The following is a 13,862-nucleotide window of genomic DNA, read 5'->3' as shown; positions in this document are numbered from 1 at the left end:
GCGTCGGCGGCGCTTGTCAGCGGTCTCCCTCGTGGTCGGTGCAGCAGCCGTCCCGGAGCATCTGGCTCAGCACCCCGCCCCAGTCCCCGGGAGCCGCGTCCGGCATGGCGCCGGAACGGGCGAAGGCACGCTCCAGGGCCGGGCGTTCACGTACGACACCGCCCCGGACGGTCGCCCGTACGCGGATCAGGTCCGCGAAGTCGGTGAAGGGGTCTCCGTCGACCAGGGTGAGGTCGGCGATCCTGCCCGGTTCGACCGTGCCGAGCCGGTCCGCGACACCGAACACCCGTGCCGGGGTCCGGGTCACGGTGGCCAGTGCCTCCGCCGGCGACATCCCGTACCGGTGCAGGGCCCGCAGGGAGAGGTGCAGGTGGAGGCCCACGGGGGTGAGCGGCGCGTCGGTGCCCAGCGCGAGCCGGCCGCCCCCCGCCACCACTCGCCGGTAGACGTCCACCTCGCGCTCCAGGACGGCGCTCTGCTCCGCGCTCGGCGCAGTCGCGGCCGCGGCCCGGACGGCCTCCACGTCCCAGGGCGGCATCAGGGCCGTCACCCGCGCATCGTCGGCGAGCGCCGGATCGGCGCCGATCAGCGGCAGCGCGGTGAAGGGGGTGGCGATGAGATCGAAACCGCCCCGCGTGTAGACCTCGACGGTGTCCTGGTACGTGTGGCCGCGCGGGGTCGCCCCGTGACCGTACTCCGCGCGCTCGGTCGCCACCAGGTGCGTCGTCAGGTCCTGGCCGGCCTGGACGCCCGGGGCGCACAGGTGGGAGCCGGCCAGGACGCCGAGCCGGTCGTGCGCGAAACGGGCCGCCTCGGCCATCAGCTCGTAGGGGGCGCGTACGTACGTCTTGACGAAGTCCCAGTCCAGCGCCGCGCCCCGGGCCAGCGAACGGGCGAACCCCGCACGGGTGCGATGGGCGCGCCCCATGCTGTAGGCGACCCGGGAGCCGTCGAGGAGCTCCCCGCCGGCCAGCAACCGCGGCGCGGTCAGCCGCCCGGCCCGGATGTCCTCGCGCAGCCGGGCCTGCTCGTAGGCCGAACCGCCGAGCGAGACCACGGTGGTGACGCCGTACGCGAGGTGCAGCACGCCTTGGCGCGCCCCGTAGGTGTAGGGGTACGGATGGACGTGCGCGTCCCACAGGCCCGGCAGGACCGTGCCGTCGGAGGCGTCGACGGTACGGGCGGCGCGGCGGCCCGGCCGGTGCGGTTCGACGGCGGTGATCCGGCCGCCGCTGACGAGGACGTCGACGTCGGCCCGGGGCGGGGAGCCGGTGGCGTCCCACAACAGCCCCGCGTGCACGACGGTGTCGACGGGGGCGGGGCGCCGGTAGGAGAGGGAGACGGGCACGGTCCGGGCGGGCCCGGCGGGCCCGCCGTCGCCGTCGAGGCCGAGCAGGCGCAGCCGGGCGCAGGACTGGTAGAGCAGGGTGCGCGCGTCGGCGGACCAGGAAGGGTGGTCGGCGGGCTCGTCGGTCAGGCGGCGGGCCGGTCCGGCGGGCGTGCCGTCGAGGCCGACGGGGAGCAGCCACAGCGCCGACTCGCTGACGCACGCGAGGAACCGGCCGTCGGGTGACCAGACGGGTCCGGAGGCGTAGCGGTCCGCGAGCGAGGCGTGCGGGGCGAGCGGGTGCAGGCGGGCGGCGCCGGTGGCGGTGTCGACGATCCGGATGAGGTTGTAGCCCTCGCGGAAGCGCCGGCTGAGCCGGTTGCGGTCGCACAGGGCGAGGTGCCGGCCGTCCGGCGACCAGCTGGGCGGGCCGGGCAGTCCGCCCCCGCCCAGCGCCGCGACCAGCGGGGTCTCCGTCCCGGTCGCGAGGTCGCGTACGAGGAGCCGCCCGGACAGGTCCAGCGCGGCGAGCCGGGTGCCGTCCGGGGACAGCGCCCCGTAGACCCGCCCGCCCGGCGCGAGCACGCTCTCGCGGCCGCCGTCGAGCTCCCTGCGGCGTACGGTGTTCAGCCCGTCGCGGTCGTCGGTGTAGACCAGGGCCCGGCCGTCCGGGGTCCACATCGGGCCCTGGACGTAGGCCGTGGCGGGAGCCTGGACGATCTTGCGCGGTGCCCCGCCGGTGACGGGCGCGACCCACAGCGCGTTCAGCGCGGCGAAGGCCACGCTGCGGCCGTCGGGGGACAGGGCGGGCAGGTGGATGCCGCGGACCGGGAGGCTCCGCTCGGCCTCCAGCACGTACTCCTTGACCCGGTAGCGAGGGCGCGTCACTTCGAGGGTGGCGTCGAGCGGGATCTCCACGCCACCGCCGGCGCCGTCGCCGTCGTCACGGTGCGGGCGGATCACCCGGAACCGGCCGTCCAGCGTGATCAGCAGGCGGTCGTCGCCGATCCAGCGCGGGGGAGCGGGCGCGAGGTCCCCGTCGAGGGAGACCTGACGCCCGTCGGCGAACAGGCTCAGCGTCTCGGCCTTGCGGGGGCCGGGGGCCGCGGACAGCCAGGCGGTGCGGCCGGCCGGGGAGAGCGCGGGAGCCATCAGCCGGCCGTCGGCGACGGCGTGTTCGACCCGTACCGGCCCGGGCGCGTCGGCGGCGACGGAGGCGATGGTCCGGGCGGTCAGCGTGTCGCCGGCCGGCGTGCCCGTGGTCACGGTGGCGCGGACGAACAGCACGCGGGAGCCGTCCGGCGACCAGACCGGATCGAAGTCCTCCCACTCACCCTCCTGGCCGGGGCCCTCCTGCCCGGGCAGGCCCGTCAGGCTGCGCGCGCGGCCGCCGGCGACGTCGACGGTCCAGATCCGGTACGGGCTGCCGGCCACCGGATCGCCGCCGCGTTCGGAACAGCAGGCGAGGGTGCGGCCGTCGGGCGACCAGGCCGGCGCGCGGTGGTCGAAGGGGCCGTCGGTGAGCCGGCGCAGGCCGGAGCCGTCCGCGTTCATCACCCACAGGTGGAAGACGCCCCCGCGGTAGGCGCTCATCGCCACCTGGCGGCCGTCGGGGGAGAACACCGGACGCCCGGGCTCCAGATCGGGCGGGGTGAGGGGCGTGGCGGGCGAACCGTCCGGGGGCAGCGACCACAGGACGTTCTGCACCTCGGCGACGAACCGGTCCCCGGCGGCCGTGGCGGTCGCGGCCCCGTTGGTCGCACGGGTGAAGCGCAGCCCGACGGACGCCGCGCCGGCCGTCCCCGCGCCGGCCGTCCCCGCCCCGGCCGTCGCCGCCCGGGCCGTCCCCGTCCCGGCCGCGTCCTCCTCGTCGGCTGCAGCGGGGGAACGCCCGAGCAGCGCCGCCGCGGCTCCCACCGAAGCCGCCTGCAGCACGGTCCTGCGCGCAACTCGCATTCCGACCCCTCGCCTCGCCTGTCGACGTACAACCAAACGATCAAGACCCCCCTGGGGCAACGGCGACACCGTCCGGGATCAATCGCTTGATCCCGGAGGCCCCCGACGGTCGGATGGCGGTTGTGAGCACAGGACAGATGCATCCCGTCAGGGCCTGTGGTTACGAGCCTTCCCGTCCCGGGCGCAGGACGTCGGCGTAGATCCGGGCCCGGACCCCGGGCTCGCCGGGATCCCGGCGTGCGGGGGCGATGCCCGAGGTCGCCCAGCGCTCTTCCAGCGTGGCCATGACGGCCCGGACTGTGTCTTCGTCCCTGCGAGCGATGTCCAGCACCACCAGGCGGAGCTCCGCGATGTGCTTCTCGTCGATCGGCTTCATGTCCGCTGCGACGGCGGTGGAAGCGAGGCGGTTCGCCGGCGGCTTCGGCTCCACTCGCACGAGGGGGTGGAATCTGGTTCCGGCCGCGGGCATCGTCCGGTAGGACGCTCTCGTGCTGTCGGGGTGCGGCCCCCGTCGCGGCCCCTGTGGCCAGGGCCGCACCCCGTGCTGCTGAACGTACCTCGCGGCCGGATACGCCAGTGCGGCCCTGCTGCCTTCGGCGTGCGTCACCCGTGCGCGCGCGGCCAGGTGCCGGTGGGGAGTGACGGGAACAGGCTGGGCGCATGTCCGCCATGCTGATCGTCTACCCGCCCGACGAGCAGGGCTGGCGCCGGGTGCGTTACGACGGCGTCGCCATCGGGGTCGCGCACCGCTCGTCCGACATCCGTGTCTTCCTCGCCGACGCCGGGCTGGAGAACGCCGAGGACGCAGACCTCACCGACCCCGACTTCGTGGAATGGCGAGGCGCCGGCCCCGAGGCGTGGGACCCCTCCCCCTGAAGCACCCTCCACACCAGCGGAAATGCTCCTCCGCGCCGAGCCGCAGCGACGCCAGGGCGTGGCTAGAGGCGGGGCAGCCAGCCATCGGCGAAGTCGGCGCGCTCCCGTGAGCGTTGCGCCTTCTCCTCGAGGAGCCGGCGGAAGCCTGCCAGGGCGTAGCGCTCCCCGGTGCCCGCTCTGGGCCCGGGGATGCCGGCCACGGTGGCCATGCACTGCTGGGGCTGGGGCTGCCAGCCGGTGACCAGAACCCGTAGACGCATACGCTCGGCACGCCGGTGCAGGCTCAGGAGGTGGAGCAGGCCGTCGACGTCCATGGCCGCAACAGCGTGCAGGTCCACCACGAGATCGCGCTCGTCCATGGTCACGTGGTCCAGCGCGCGCTGGAGCACCTCTCCCGCACCCTCATCGAGCTCCCCGGTGGCGCTGATCAGAATCGAGCTGCCACAGCGCTGGACGTCCACGTTGATCAATGTTCTGCTCCCGTCACCCGAAGGCTCCGGACCTACGGGGCCCCATCGTGGCCCGGTACGGCGACGGGCCGGTGTACGGCGCGCTGAAGCGCGCCTAGAGGCCGGGACCGGGGTTGCACCGGGAGGAGGCTGGACCGTTGCTTGGAGGGTTGCTTTCAGCGGGGGACCGTGGGTGTGACCGCAGGTGGGACCCTCCTAAATCGGACATGATCTGTTCTTGCAGGTCAAACCCCGTGGGCAAGCCCCCTGGCGAGAAGGACACCTCTTTCCTCGCGATTGTCATGCGGCACGGTCTCGAACAGGGTCTGTCGGCTGTGATCGAACTGCGCGGGGTCGACCAGGGACGACCGCCACGGCTCGGCCAGCCACCCGATCGCATCCAGATAGTCGGTACGCCAGGTGCGCTCGGCACGCCGGGCGACAGGGGCGATCTTGGTGAAGTAGTCGTCACCGAGGAAGAGCTCGTCGGCTCCGTCACCGGTTAGAACATCCTTGCCGTACTGGGAGGCCAGTCTGGCTATCGCCCATGTGCTCACCGCCGTCTGGCTGAATATGGGCTCGGACAGATGTGTCATGGTTCGCGCGCAGCGCCGCCGTGATCTCCGCGTCGTTCAGGACTGCTTCCTGATGAACCGATCCGAGGGCAGCGTCAGCCTGAGCTGCGTAGACGCGTTCGTCCTGCCACCGCAAGGACCGCTCTCGTCCAGCTCGTACCCGACGCTGAAGGAGCGGGGAGTTGCCGTTGAGGTGGCGAGCAGGCCGAGGACCGAGGTCGAGTCCAGCCCCCCGCTGGCCCGAGCCCCGGACTGGCCCCAGAAGCGCAGGCCGGGCAGCCCGAATGCAGGCTCGGGCGGTTTCAGGTCCCTTGCCCGCGCGCGGCGATCAGCGGCCCCAGGAGCAGCGTCCCCGGCCCTATCCGTCCGCCGGGGCCGGGCAGTTGGGTCGTGGCGGCCACCGTGAGCGGATCCCGGCAGGCGTCGCAGGTCACGACCGGCGTGGCGATGTGCCCGCAGACGTCGTGGCGGATCCGGGCGGGCGGCCCTGCGGGATCCGCGTACCACTTGTCGCCCCAGGCCATCAGCGTCAGCAGGACGGGGTAGAGCTCCCGGCCCTTCTCCGTGGCCACGTACTCCTCGCGCGGCGGGCTCGGCTGGTACCGCTCGCGCGCGAGCACGCCTTCCTCGACCAGCCGAGCCAGCCGCGCCGCAAGGACCTTGCGGGAGAGGCCGATGTCCTCCGCCAGCTCGTCGAAGCGCCGGATGCCGACGAGGACGTCCCGCATGATCAGGGCCGTCCAGGCGTCGCCGAACAGGTCGGTCGCGCGGGCGATCGAGCATGCAGCGGAAGAAAGGGAGGTACGGGCCACAGCCCCACCGTATCGCCTACGCATTCCCTGAGGGAACTCGTCAATGTTAGGTTCCCTGGGGGAACTTGACCGGATCGACGAGGGAGCCCGCCATGACCAGCGCCCAGCACATCGCACTCGACTCGGACGCCTCCGGGGCCGTCGACGGGCGTCACATCCGGGCCCTGACCTTCCAGTCCGTACGCATGGAGTACCTGTGCCGCGTGATCGGGGAGTCGAACCTCGCGCCAGCGGCCGGCAGGGCGCTCGTCGTGGGCAGCGGGCGCGGCCTTCTGGCCCGCGGCCTCGCCGGGCTCGGGTTCGAGGTCGTCGCCGCCGATCCGTCCCCTGCCGCGACCACCCTCGCCCGGAACGCGGACGAGGGACGCGGCGTCACCTACCGGACGGCCCCGGCGGAGCACCTCGACCTGCCGGAGAGCTCTTTCGACCTCGTGTACTGCGCCGACACCCTCGAAATCACCGAGCGGCCTGACGCGGTCCTCGCGGAGGCCGCGCGCGTTTTGCGCCCCGGCGGAGCCTTCGTCTACGACACGGTGAACCGCACGCTCGTGTCCCGCTTCATCTATCTCGGCGCCTTCCAGACCTTCCCGGGCACCCGGATCATGCCCCGTGCACGCTACGCCGCACAGCGGTTGCGCCGTCCGGTGGAACTCGCCGAGGCCTTCAACCGGGCGGGGCTGTCCGCGAAGGACGTCTCGGCGTTCAAGCCGCGCGACGCACGCGACCTATTGCGCGCGACACGCGGGTGCAGGCGCGGCACGGTGACGGACGGGCAACTGCCGGAACTGGTCGGCATGGTCATCGAACCTGACGGCAGCCCGCTGGTGACATATCTGGGATACGCGATCCGCCGGGCATGAGCCACGCCCCGGCCTCGGATCGGCCATCCCCGGCCAACCCAACCTGGGCCGTGAGGCCTCCTGCCCACCTGGACGGATGCGTCCGGCGTCAAAGGCATCGTGGTCAGCGCATAGCGGGGGAGGAGCGGAATGTGGCTCGGCCCCCTCCGCCCCGACGTGGTCAAGGTCTTCGACTGGTACGTCCGGCGAAAGTCGGATCGCACCGCAGGACTCCTGAGCGAGATCTGCCTGGACGCTCCCACGCGGCTGGACGTGGACCCGGAGACCGTCGGGCAACTCATCCCCCGATCCCTCCACCTCGACAGCAAGCTGGGCGAGGAAACCGTCGACGCGCTCCTCGACATGGCCCTGCCGCCGTCCGCGAAATCCTCCGAGAGCTAGCCAGGAGACCCCAGCCGGCCGGCTGCGCCCCGCCCGGGCCTCGGTCCAGCGAGTGGTCCCGATGGGGAAACGGGAGGCCGGGCAAGCCTGCGCGTCTGGACAAGCCCAAGGGGAACTGGGCAAGCCCAAGGGGAACTGGGCAAGCCTTCCGCGCGACGGGCTTGCCCGGGGCCGGCGGCTCGGCTACGCCATGGCGGCGGCCACGGTCTCCAGGACGACGCGCTGCTGCGGGTCGATGGGCACGTCGGCCTGGCGCAGCGAGCGAAGTGTGCTGCCTTAGACGCACAGCCGGCACAGACCGATCACCGGGATCGGGCTGGCACCGATGAGGGTGTGCGAGGAGGAGCTCTCGTAGACGGGGCGGTAGCAGCCGGGGCACAGGTGGCAGTCCTCGGGCTCATCCGCCGGCGGCGCGTCCGGACCGAGCAGCGGGACGATCCGCCGGAGGTTCTCTCCGGCCTCGGCCCACAGGGCCATAGGCTCCGCGCGCCGCTCGAAGACGACGTTGCCGTCGGGGTCTTCGACGGTGCGGACCCGGGCCAGGGTGCCGACGCCTTCCTCGGGGTCGTGGGGGAGGAAGGCCAGGGGGGTCTCGGCCACGGGTAGTGCCAGTCCCGGTCGTTCACACCATTCGGCTCAACGGATTCGTGGGCCGGACGCTGCCTAGAACGCCCGCGGGTGGTTGCAGGCTCACTGGTGCCGGGTGGGTGGTTCACGTGATTCGTCGGCGTCCGGGTCCGGCAGGTACAAGGGTGGGGTCGGGTCCGCAGCGAGGTGGAGCCGGCGCAGGGTGGATTCGGTTTCCTGCTCGAAGTGCTCCGCGGAGATCAGGCGCTGCCAGAGGGGGTCGGGCATACCGGGCACCGCGGCGCCGCGTGCAGTCCACTCCGCTGCGAGCCGCGCATACAGGGGCGCGGATTGGTCTTCGGGGCCGCCGCGGCGGGCATGCCGACCGGATCCGGCAGCGTACGGCCGGATCTGCGTGGGAATGAGGGAACCGGGCATGAGCCAGCCCTGCCCCAGGACATGAGGCAAGAACTTTCGCTGATCAGCGGTCACGATCCTTAAACGATTCTTGCGCCCGCCCGACACCGCTGCCCCGAACGCTACGGATCCTGGTGCGCTGGAGACGCCAGCCGGATGATCTTTGGGGGCTTGGTTCGGCGGGGTGGTCCGAGGCCGGGGGACGCACCGTGCCTACCGGAGCCGTCACGGCTGGGGAAAACCTCAGAGCGGGCCGCTCCGCTGGTGGGGCGGCCCGGCTCGAACGAGCGCTGTGTCATAGAGCTCTTTCAAACGTGTCCAGGTACCTGGCTGAACGGAAATCCCGTCTCTCCCGGGCCCGGGGGAGACCCCTCGGCACGGTGCGGTCGCTGCCCTGCCGAGCCCCCTGGATCTTGACTTGAGGGCAGATGGCATGGCACAGAGGGAGCGCTCGCCTCTGGGGTGTGCTGCGTGCGCCGGGTGTAGGCGGCAGGGGCCTGGGGAGGGTTGAGGCATGAACGTGAACGACGGCCAAGGCGGTGGTGATGAGTTCGACGTCCTTGGCGTGTACCTGGAAGCACTGCGGGCTCAGATGTCTCGGCAGCAGTTCCGGGCCCTGGTGAGAGCTGTGCAGGCGACGTGCGGGCTGCTGTCCGAGGGGCGGTCCGCTCCTCCGACGGTGCCGGGTGACGGCTTCCTGTCCAGTGATCTGCGGCGGGAGTACCTGACCGTGTTGGCGGTCATGATCACGGGACGTATGGATCACCGCCTCGCGGAGGTCCCGGGGCCCGATGGCACATCGGGGTGGGCGGTGCTGGAGGGCGGCGCCGAGCACGACACTGCCGCGTCGAGGGCTGTCCGTGACGCGGTGGCCTGCCGGCACAACGAGCAAGTGTCCATCACCGCCGAACTGGATGGCATCGCCCGCGCGAGCGGCCTCAGCCCCGGATGAGAAGGCCCCAGTGCCCTGCCGATTCACCGTTGATACTGCAGAGCCGCGGCACCTGCGGCGATGACTTCGGCGAGCCGGTTGGCGAAGGCCGCGTTGCATCCTCCGAGCCGGACGAAGCCGTGGCCGGCCACCGGCCCGCCGTTGCTCAGGGAGGGAAGGGTCAGGTCTGCGAGCGCGAGCGCCGCCTGGAGGTTGGTGACAGCCTCTTCGCCGGCCTGGTAGGCGGCGTCCTGGCGCCGCTTGTACTGCATTCGTTCAGTGTGGGACAACTCGTACACCATGTTGCTGACCTCTTGTGGTGAGCGCGGGGGATGAGGCGCCGGAGCGCGTTGTGTACTCGGTCGCCGTGGTGTGGCTCTTTGCCCGGTGCGCCGGCCCTGGCCAGCACGCACGCTGCAGATGCCGACGGCAGTGGCCCGCCTTGCCCGGGCAGGACCATTCCCCACGGCACGCCGCTCGGATGTGCCGCAGTGACCGGACGTCTGGGTGCCGGGGTGCGGTCCGAGGCGCAACGCGGTGGGTAGCCCAGGCTCGGATGGGGCACGGATGGGTAGACCGTCGGGCTGAGTCTGCGCACGGCCCGTGACTATCGGTTTCGATCTTCGTTTCAAAGGTGCAGGCGAGCACCCCTTCGACGTGTGGGAAGGACCGGGTTGGCCAGGGAGTTAGCGGCTGCTACCGCCTTTGTGCTTCGCGGTCGCCGCCCATGGGATGCTCGACCCTCTTGCGTCATCGTCCGACAGTGCCGTTTCCGCTGGGACGCTCGCCCGGGATTCCCACTCCCCGCGCTTGGACGGCGGACAACTGGCACGAGTGGCACTGCCCCACACGTACGACCGTTATGCGTCTTACCCGAATTTGTGACTGTGGGACGGAGAACGGACAGCTCTGTTGTCTGCCGCAGGGTAGTCGGGAGGGACACTGGCCGGGCTGCGTCTGGCTGCGGCCGTCAGCCTGAGCGGAACGGACGCAAAGGGCGGCGGGTTTCGGTGTCGCGGAGCGGCTTGGCGAGGCGGTCGCGTGAGTGTGATCTGGCGGACCAGCTGCTGGAAGCAGGCCAGCGCCGCGACGGCAGGAAGAGCAGACGCCGCCCCGGCGGCGATCGTTCTGGGTGCCTGGGCTACGCACAGAAGCGTGGCCAGGGTTGAGAACAACAAAACGATGGACCAGGAATGGAGCGCGCGGCGCTGGTGCAGCGCGGATCTGAGGATGGACAGGGAGGCGACCATCCAGGGGCCGTAGATCAGCAGGGGCCACCAGCTGGCCACTTCGCGGTCCGTGTGGGGTCCGGTGCTGTGGCGCAGGGCGTCGCAGATGGCCAGCCCACTGAGGATGCTCACCACAGCGGCGATGGCACCGACCAGCACGGCGGTGAACACGCTGCCCGTTTGCAGCAGGGTCACTGCCGGCGACTTCGACGGGTTCCGGCGGTGCCCGCTGGAGGCTCGTGTGGGCGGCCGCCCGGTAGGGGTGTGCTTCAGCCCTGCGACGAGGCCGAGGGTGCTGACCGTGTCACCGGTGACCCCGGTGTCGTCGAAGCCGACTCGGATGAAGGGCTCCGGCTGCCCGGGCGCAGCGCTCTCCTGGAGAAGGATGGCCAGCTCCTCCACCGGATCCCACGACGGATGCGCCTCACCGGGCCCGCCGAGCGGTTGCCCGCTAGAGGGGTGCTGTACGTGCTCGGTCCGGTCCCAGAACGCGGAGGTCTCCGCCTGGGGATGGACACCGTGGATGTCTGGGTACCCGTACGACTCATACACGGGAGCTGCCACCCGAGCACTCGCCGACAGCCGTTGCGGATGCTGCCATGTTCCCCAACCGCCTGCCGAACTCGACCTGGATCACGCTCATCGTGTGGAGGAGGTCCTCAAGAATCGTGGAGGAGTACCGAAGATCGATTTCCCGATCTTCGTGTCTCAGCGTGGCGTTCCGGGTCTCGGCACAGTCGGTGGAGGGCGGAGTGAACATCCACTTCCCGATCCTGGTAGCCCCGGAGCGAAAGCTGTCTCCCTGTCCGTCTTCGTCCGCAGTCCTGCGGACGAAGACGGGGAGCTTTACTGTTGCCATATTTCATAAACGCTCTCGGTGTCGGTCTGGGTGTGTGCCATCCGGGTGATGGTGGTCGACGAATAAGCGTTGACGCCGTCCTATCGGTCTTCCAAACTAACCAGGAGGACCGTAGCCGCGCCCTTTTCGCGCCGTCACGCCGTGACTCGGGAGACCATGAGCTGCAGCTGACGCAAGCAGCGCGACGAACCCTTTACCCGGTCCCGCACCGGCCGGGCAGCCACGCGCATGCTCCGATGCGACGGCTCTGCTGCGTGCCGTGCACCCGCGGCGGCGGCTCTCATGCACGACGGGATTGTCCACGCATATCGCCGGCTCTTGCCGCAGGCCGTCATCCCTGTCTGCCCCCCCAGCGTTGAGCCCCCATCGCCGGCTCCGTTGACTTGCTTCCCGCCTAGCGGACGCCCCGTGGCCCCACGGAAGCGCGCCGATCCTCGGCCGGTGGTCGGCCGGGTCACCTGCCAACCCTCCTTTGGCCACCACAACCACCGACTGATCATCGGTAAATAGATCGAGATGCCCGACGTCGGCAGATTGCTGCGCATGGCTGCAATCGGATGAGAGAGCACAACTCTGCATATGCCTCCGCGTTATGCCGAAGGTCGGCAGCGCCCCGGCCTTGCGCATCCCCTTGAACCTCAGCCTTTGAAAGGACCAGCTGTGGGAGGCATCCTCCTGTGGATCGTGCTCATTTCTGCCGCAGTAGGCACAAATTGCACCGCACTGACGTCATCCGGGACCGGCCGACTCTGGCATGTGGACACCCTCGAACTGAGGCGCCACCAACGCTTCAAGCACGTCCTGTCCCTTCATGTAGAGGCCGTCCGGCAGTCTCGTCCGGCAGCCGCGGCCGACACCGGCCAGGGGAGGAGCTCGTCACCGTCTCTCCTCGTTCGGGTGCGGAGCCGTTCCGAGTCGTCCATGAGCCGTGTTGGCCATCCTGCACACCAGGCCGTTTGGGAGCACCTCGCCGGCAGCTGACACCACGCGCTGAACGACTGCACCTCGGAGGTCTCGCCGGCCCTCGCCTCTGCCTCCCCGGGACGATGGCGTTGGCGCGCTTCCGGAACATCCCTGGGCTCCGCTGGCCCGCATCCGGGTGATGCAGGCTCTGGGCCAAGGGAAGGCTGCGGAGATGATCGGCCGAGCGCCTTGTCGTCGGCGGTGACATCGCTTCGCGAGCCGTGGCCCGAAGAGCCCGACGCGGCAGGCTGGTGCGCCATCCAATTCCGCACCCCAGCAGGCCGTTCCGCCAGGTCGAAATGGCGGAGGCCGCTATCTCTGAAAAACCCCGGCAATCCGTTCTGTACATTGCCGCGGGCATTAAAACCCCGGCAATCCGGACACCGGAGAAGATGCACAAAAACCCCGGCAATCTGCGCATTACCCGTTTCTGGCTGCTGAACGCGGCGTGGTAGAGCGGCGGTAGAGAGTGAGGTCCCGCAGGGGCTGGCAGCGGTTCCTCCCCCACCTCGGCGACTTTCCCAGCCAGCTTGTCCACCTGCGGCGGCAGGAGCTGTCCAGCGCGTCGACGTCCTCGCACAGCCTGGCGCTCAGCCCATGCAGGCACGCCTCTGTGAAGAGCTTCTGCGGGTCGTCCCCGCTGCGTGCTCCCGAGCCGTGCCCCGGCGATCGGCGCCGCTGGGACTGGCACGAGCCGATGAGGCCGCTGTGCAGATTGCCGACGATGAGGAGACTGGTCTGGGCAAGTGTGTGGATGTACCAGTTCGACGGTCGACCAGGTGGAAGGTGTCGTCGTGGGTGATCCAGTTCGGCCTGAGCCCGGCCGCGGCGTTGGCCTTGGACCGACGCAGAACGCTGCCAGCGCTGGCGTCGTCCAGCCTGGCCTCCTGCCCGCCCTGGAGGGCGAGGGTGAGGAATGCGGGCTGCTTCGTAGCCCACCACACCTGCTTGACGGTGTCGGCGCGCACCATCCGTACGCCCAGGGCCTCGCTGTGCAGCTCCACCCATACGTCCGTGGCGGCCATCAGTCCTGAGGGTGGCGCCGGTGGTGCCGGGCGGCGGAGGGCCGCTCGTAGACCCAGATTTCCGGACCGCTGCCGCCGGAGTCGACCACGACCGACCCGGGCAGCAGGTCGTACGCGTCCTCGATGGCGGCCGGGGCCTTGTCGGCGTCGCTGGTCGGCCGTCCGGTGACGAGCTGCACGTGTCCGACCCAGCCGAAGCCGTGCTCCAGCACATCGAGCACGGCTCCCGGCAGCGGCCGGGCCGGGTCACCGTGCGCGTTCCGCCATTCGGCCCCATCCTGAGAGCCGGGCCGCGAAGCCCGCAGACCGACCTGCTGGGAGGTTCTGTGATCCTGCTTGCCCTGTTTCTACCGGCCGTGATGATGGCCTTCCTCTTCGTTGCAGACGCGCTCGAAGACCTCTTCTTCCCCCGCCCAGCAGCCCCGGACGACGGTGCTCCCGTAAGCGACAGTGCCGGATCACCGCACGCCTGACGGTGCAGCCTGTTCATGGCTGCGACTGGGGCCGGCGTTGCTTGTCAGAGTCTGGTGAGGGGGATGGCTTGGGCCATGCGCTGGTAGCCGGCGTCGTTGGGGTGGATGTGATCACCGCCTGCACACCACCGGCCCCGGTCGGCGGCTGAGTTCGAAACCGCC

15 protein-coding genes are annotated in these 13,862 nt (G+C 70.8%); 4 read left to right on the top strand and 11 right to left on the bottom strand.

The window, feature by feature from the left end; all coding sequences use genetic code 11:
- Positions 1 to 16: 16 nt before the first annotated feature.
- Both IF88_RS0116855 and IF88_RS0116850 read right to left on the bottom strand, forming a co-directional pair.
- The gene (locus tag IF88_RS0116855) at positions 17 to 3,283 is read right to left on the bottom strand and encodes an amidohydrolase family protein (protein WP_078892936.1); all 3,267 of its coding nucleotides are present in this window, start codon (positions 3,281 to 3,283) and stop codon (positions 17 to 19) included.
- Between the two features lie 160 nt (positions 3,284 to 3,443).
- A complete protein-coding gene (locus tag IF88_RS0116850; RefSeq protein ID WP_234323561.1) occupies positions 3,444 to 3,719 on the bottom strand; it encodes a DUF6207 family protein in 276 nt (91 codons plus the stop codon).
- A 224-nt stretch (positions 3,720 to 3,943) separates the two neighbouring features.
- Here IF88_RS0116850 and IF88_RS0116845 point away from each other — a divergent pair, with 224 nt between their 5' ends.
- A complete protein-coding gene (locus IF88_RS0116845) occupies positions 3,944 to 4,159 on the top strand; it encodes a hypothetical protein (RefSeq protein ID WP_030712132.1) in 216 nt (71 codons plus the stop codon).
- 62 nt (positions 4,160 to 4,221) lie between these two features.
- On the opposite strand, the gene IF88_RS0116840 is transcribed toward IF88_RS0116845, so the two are convergent.
- The 3 genes from IF88_RS0116840 to IF88_RS0116825 all read right to left on the bottom strand — a co-directional run bounded on the left by IF88_RS0116840 (position 4,222) and on the right by IF88_RS0116825 (position 5,995).
- Positions 4,222 to 4,620, bottom strand: coding sequence for an STAS domain-containing protein (locus tag IF88_RS0116840; RefSeq protein ID WP_234323570.1), 399 nt, complete (start codon positions 4,618 to 4,620; stop codon positions 4,222 to 4,224).
- A 233-nt stretch (positions 4,621 to 4,853) separates the two neighbouring features.
- The gene (locus tag IF88_RS0116830; protein WP_030712128.1) at positions 4,854 to 5,204 is read right to left on the bottom strand and encodes an asparagine synthase-related protein; all 351 of its coding nucleotides are present in this window, start codon (positions 5,202 to 5,204) and stop codon (positions 4,854 to 4,856) included.
- Positions 5,205 to 5,485: 281 nt separating this feature from the next.
- Complete coding sequence (locus tag IF88_RS0116825; RefSeq protein WP_030712126.1) at positions 5,486 to 5,995, bottom strand: winged helix-turn-helix transcriptional regulator; 510 nt, start codon at positions 5,993 to 5,995, stop codon at positions 5,486 to 5,488.
- A gap of 92 nt (positions 5,996 to 6,087) precedes the next feature.
- On the opposite strand from IF88_RS0116825, the gene IF88_RS0116820 reads away from it, so the two are divergent.
- Positions 6,088 to 6,855 (top strand): class I SAM-dependent methyltransferase, encoded by a 768-nt coding sequence (locus tag IF88_RS0116820; RefSeq protein WP_030712124.1) that lies wholly within the window; start codon positions 6,088 to 6,090, stop codon positions 6,853 to 6,855.
- A 129-nt stretch (positions 6,856 to 6,984) separates the two neighbouring features.
- The gene (locus IF88_RS0116815) at positions 6,985 to 7,236 is read left to right on the top strand and encodes a hypothetical protein (RefSeq protein ID WP_030712122.1); all 252 of its coding nucleotides are present in this window, start codon (positions 6,985 to 6,987) and stop codon (positions 7,234 to 7,236) included.
- Between the two features lie 276 nt (positions 7,237 to 7,512).
- Here IF88_RS0116815 and IF88_RS40400 read toward each other — a convergent pair whose 3' ends face one another.
- Both IF88_RS40400 and IF88_RS46540 read right to left on the bottom strand, forming a co-directional pair.
- On the bottom strand, positions 7,513 to 7,836 hold the full coding sequence (locus IF88_RS40400) for a hypothetical protein (RefSeq protein ID WP_234323560.1): 324 nt from the start codon (positions 7,834 to 7,836) through the stop codon (positions 7,513 to 7,515).
- A gap of 90 nt (positions 7,837 to 7,926) precedes the next feature.
- A complete protein-coding gene (locus tag IF88_RS46540; protein WP_158754421.1) occupies positions 7,927 to 8,091 on the bottom strand; it encodes a hypothetical protein in 165 nt (54 codons plus the stop codon).
- A gap of 643 nt (positions 8,092 to 8,734) precedes the next feature.
- Between IF88_RS46540 and IF88_RS0116800 the strand changes: the two genes are divergently transcribed.
- Positions 8,735 to 9,172 (top strand): hypothetical protein, encoded by a 438-nt coding sequence (locus IF88_RS0116800; RefSeq protein ID WP_051837034.1) that lies wholly within the window; start codon positions 8,735 to 8,737, stop codon positions 9,170 to 9,172.
- 23 nt (positions 9,173 to 9,195) lie between these two features.
- Here IF88_RS0116800 and IF88_RS0116795 read toward each other — a convergent pair whose 3' ends face one another.
- From IF88_RS0116795 to IF88_RS0116775, 4 genes are all read right to left on the bottom strand, one after another.
- Positions 9,196 to 9,423: a hypothetical protein gene (locus IF88_RS0116795; protein ID WP_107050552.1), complete on the bottom strand. Its 228-nt coding sequence runs from the start codon at positions 9,421 to 9,423 to the stop codon at positions 9,196 to 9,198.
- Positions 9,424 to 10,020: 597 nt separating this feature from the next.
- The gene (locus tag IF88_RS47830) at positions 10,021 to 10,782 is read right to left on the bottom strand and encodes a hypothetical protein (protein ID WP_234323559.1); all 762 of its coding nucleotides are present in this window, start codon (positions 10,780 to 10,782) and stop codon (positions 10,021 to 10,023) included.
- Positions 10,783 to 10,924: 142 nt separating this feature from the next.
- Positions 10,925 to 11,239 carry a hypothetical protein gene (locus IF88_RS0116785; protein WP_158754419.1) on the bottom strand — a complete coding sequence of 105 codons (315 nt, stop codon included), beginning with the start codon at positions 11,237 to 11,239 and terminating at the stop codon, positions 10,925 to 10,927.
- Positions 11,240 to 13,226: 1,987 nt separating this feature from the next.
- Complete coding sequence (locus IF88_RS0116775; RefSeq protein WP_158754417.1) at positions 13,227 to 13,448, bottom strand: hypothetical protein; 222 nt, start codon at positions 13,446 to 13,448, stop codon at positions 13,227 to 13,229.
- Positions 13,449 to 13,862: the final 414 nt, after the last annotated feature.

The organism is Streptomyces sp. NRRL F-2580 (genome assembly GCF_000720115.1).
Taxonomy (GTDB): Bacteria; Actinomycetota; Actinomycetes; order Streptomycetales; family Streptomycetaceae; genus Streptomyces.
This window is presented reverse-complemented; position numbering and strand designations above follow the sequence as displayed.

Coding starts and splice junctions, on each gene's coding strand:
- IF88_RS0116855 (WP_078892936.1), bottom strand. CDS start 3,283: ATGCGAGTTGCGCGCAGGACCGTGCTGCAGGCGGCTTCGGTGGGAGCC.
- IF88_RS0116845 (WP_030712132.1), top strand. CDS start 3,944: ATGTCCGCCATGCTGATCGTCTACCCGCCCGACGAGCAGGGCTGGCGC.
- IF88_RS0116830 (WP_030712128.1), bottom strand. CDS start 5,204: ATGACACATCTGTCCGAGCCCATATTCAGCCAGACGGCGGTGAGCACA.
- IF88_RS0116820 (WP_030712124.1), top strand. CDS start 6,088: ATGACCAGCGCCCAGCACATCGCACTCGACTCGGACGCCTCCGGGGCC.
- IF88_RS0116815 (WP_030712122.1), top strand. CDS start 6,985: ATGTGGCTCGGCCCCCTCCGCCCCGACGTGGTCAAGGTCTTCGACTGG.
- IF88_RS46540 (WP_158754421.1), bottom strand. CDS start 8,091: ATGCCCGACCCCCTCTGGCAGCGCCTGATCTCCGCGGAGCACTTCGAG.
- IF88_RS0116800 (WP_051837034.1), top strand. CDS start 8,735: ATGAACGTGAACGACGGCCAAGGCGGTGGTGATGAGTTCGACGTCCTT.
- IF88_RS0116795 (WP_107050552.1), bottom strand. CDS start 9,423: ATGCAGTACAAGCGGCGCCAGGACGCCGCCTACCAGGCCGGCGAAGAG.
- IF88_RS0116785 (WP_158754419.1), bottom strand. CDS start 11,239: ATGGCAACAGTAAAGCTCCCCGTCTTCGTCCGCAGGACTGCGGACGAA.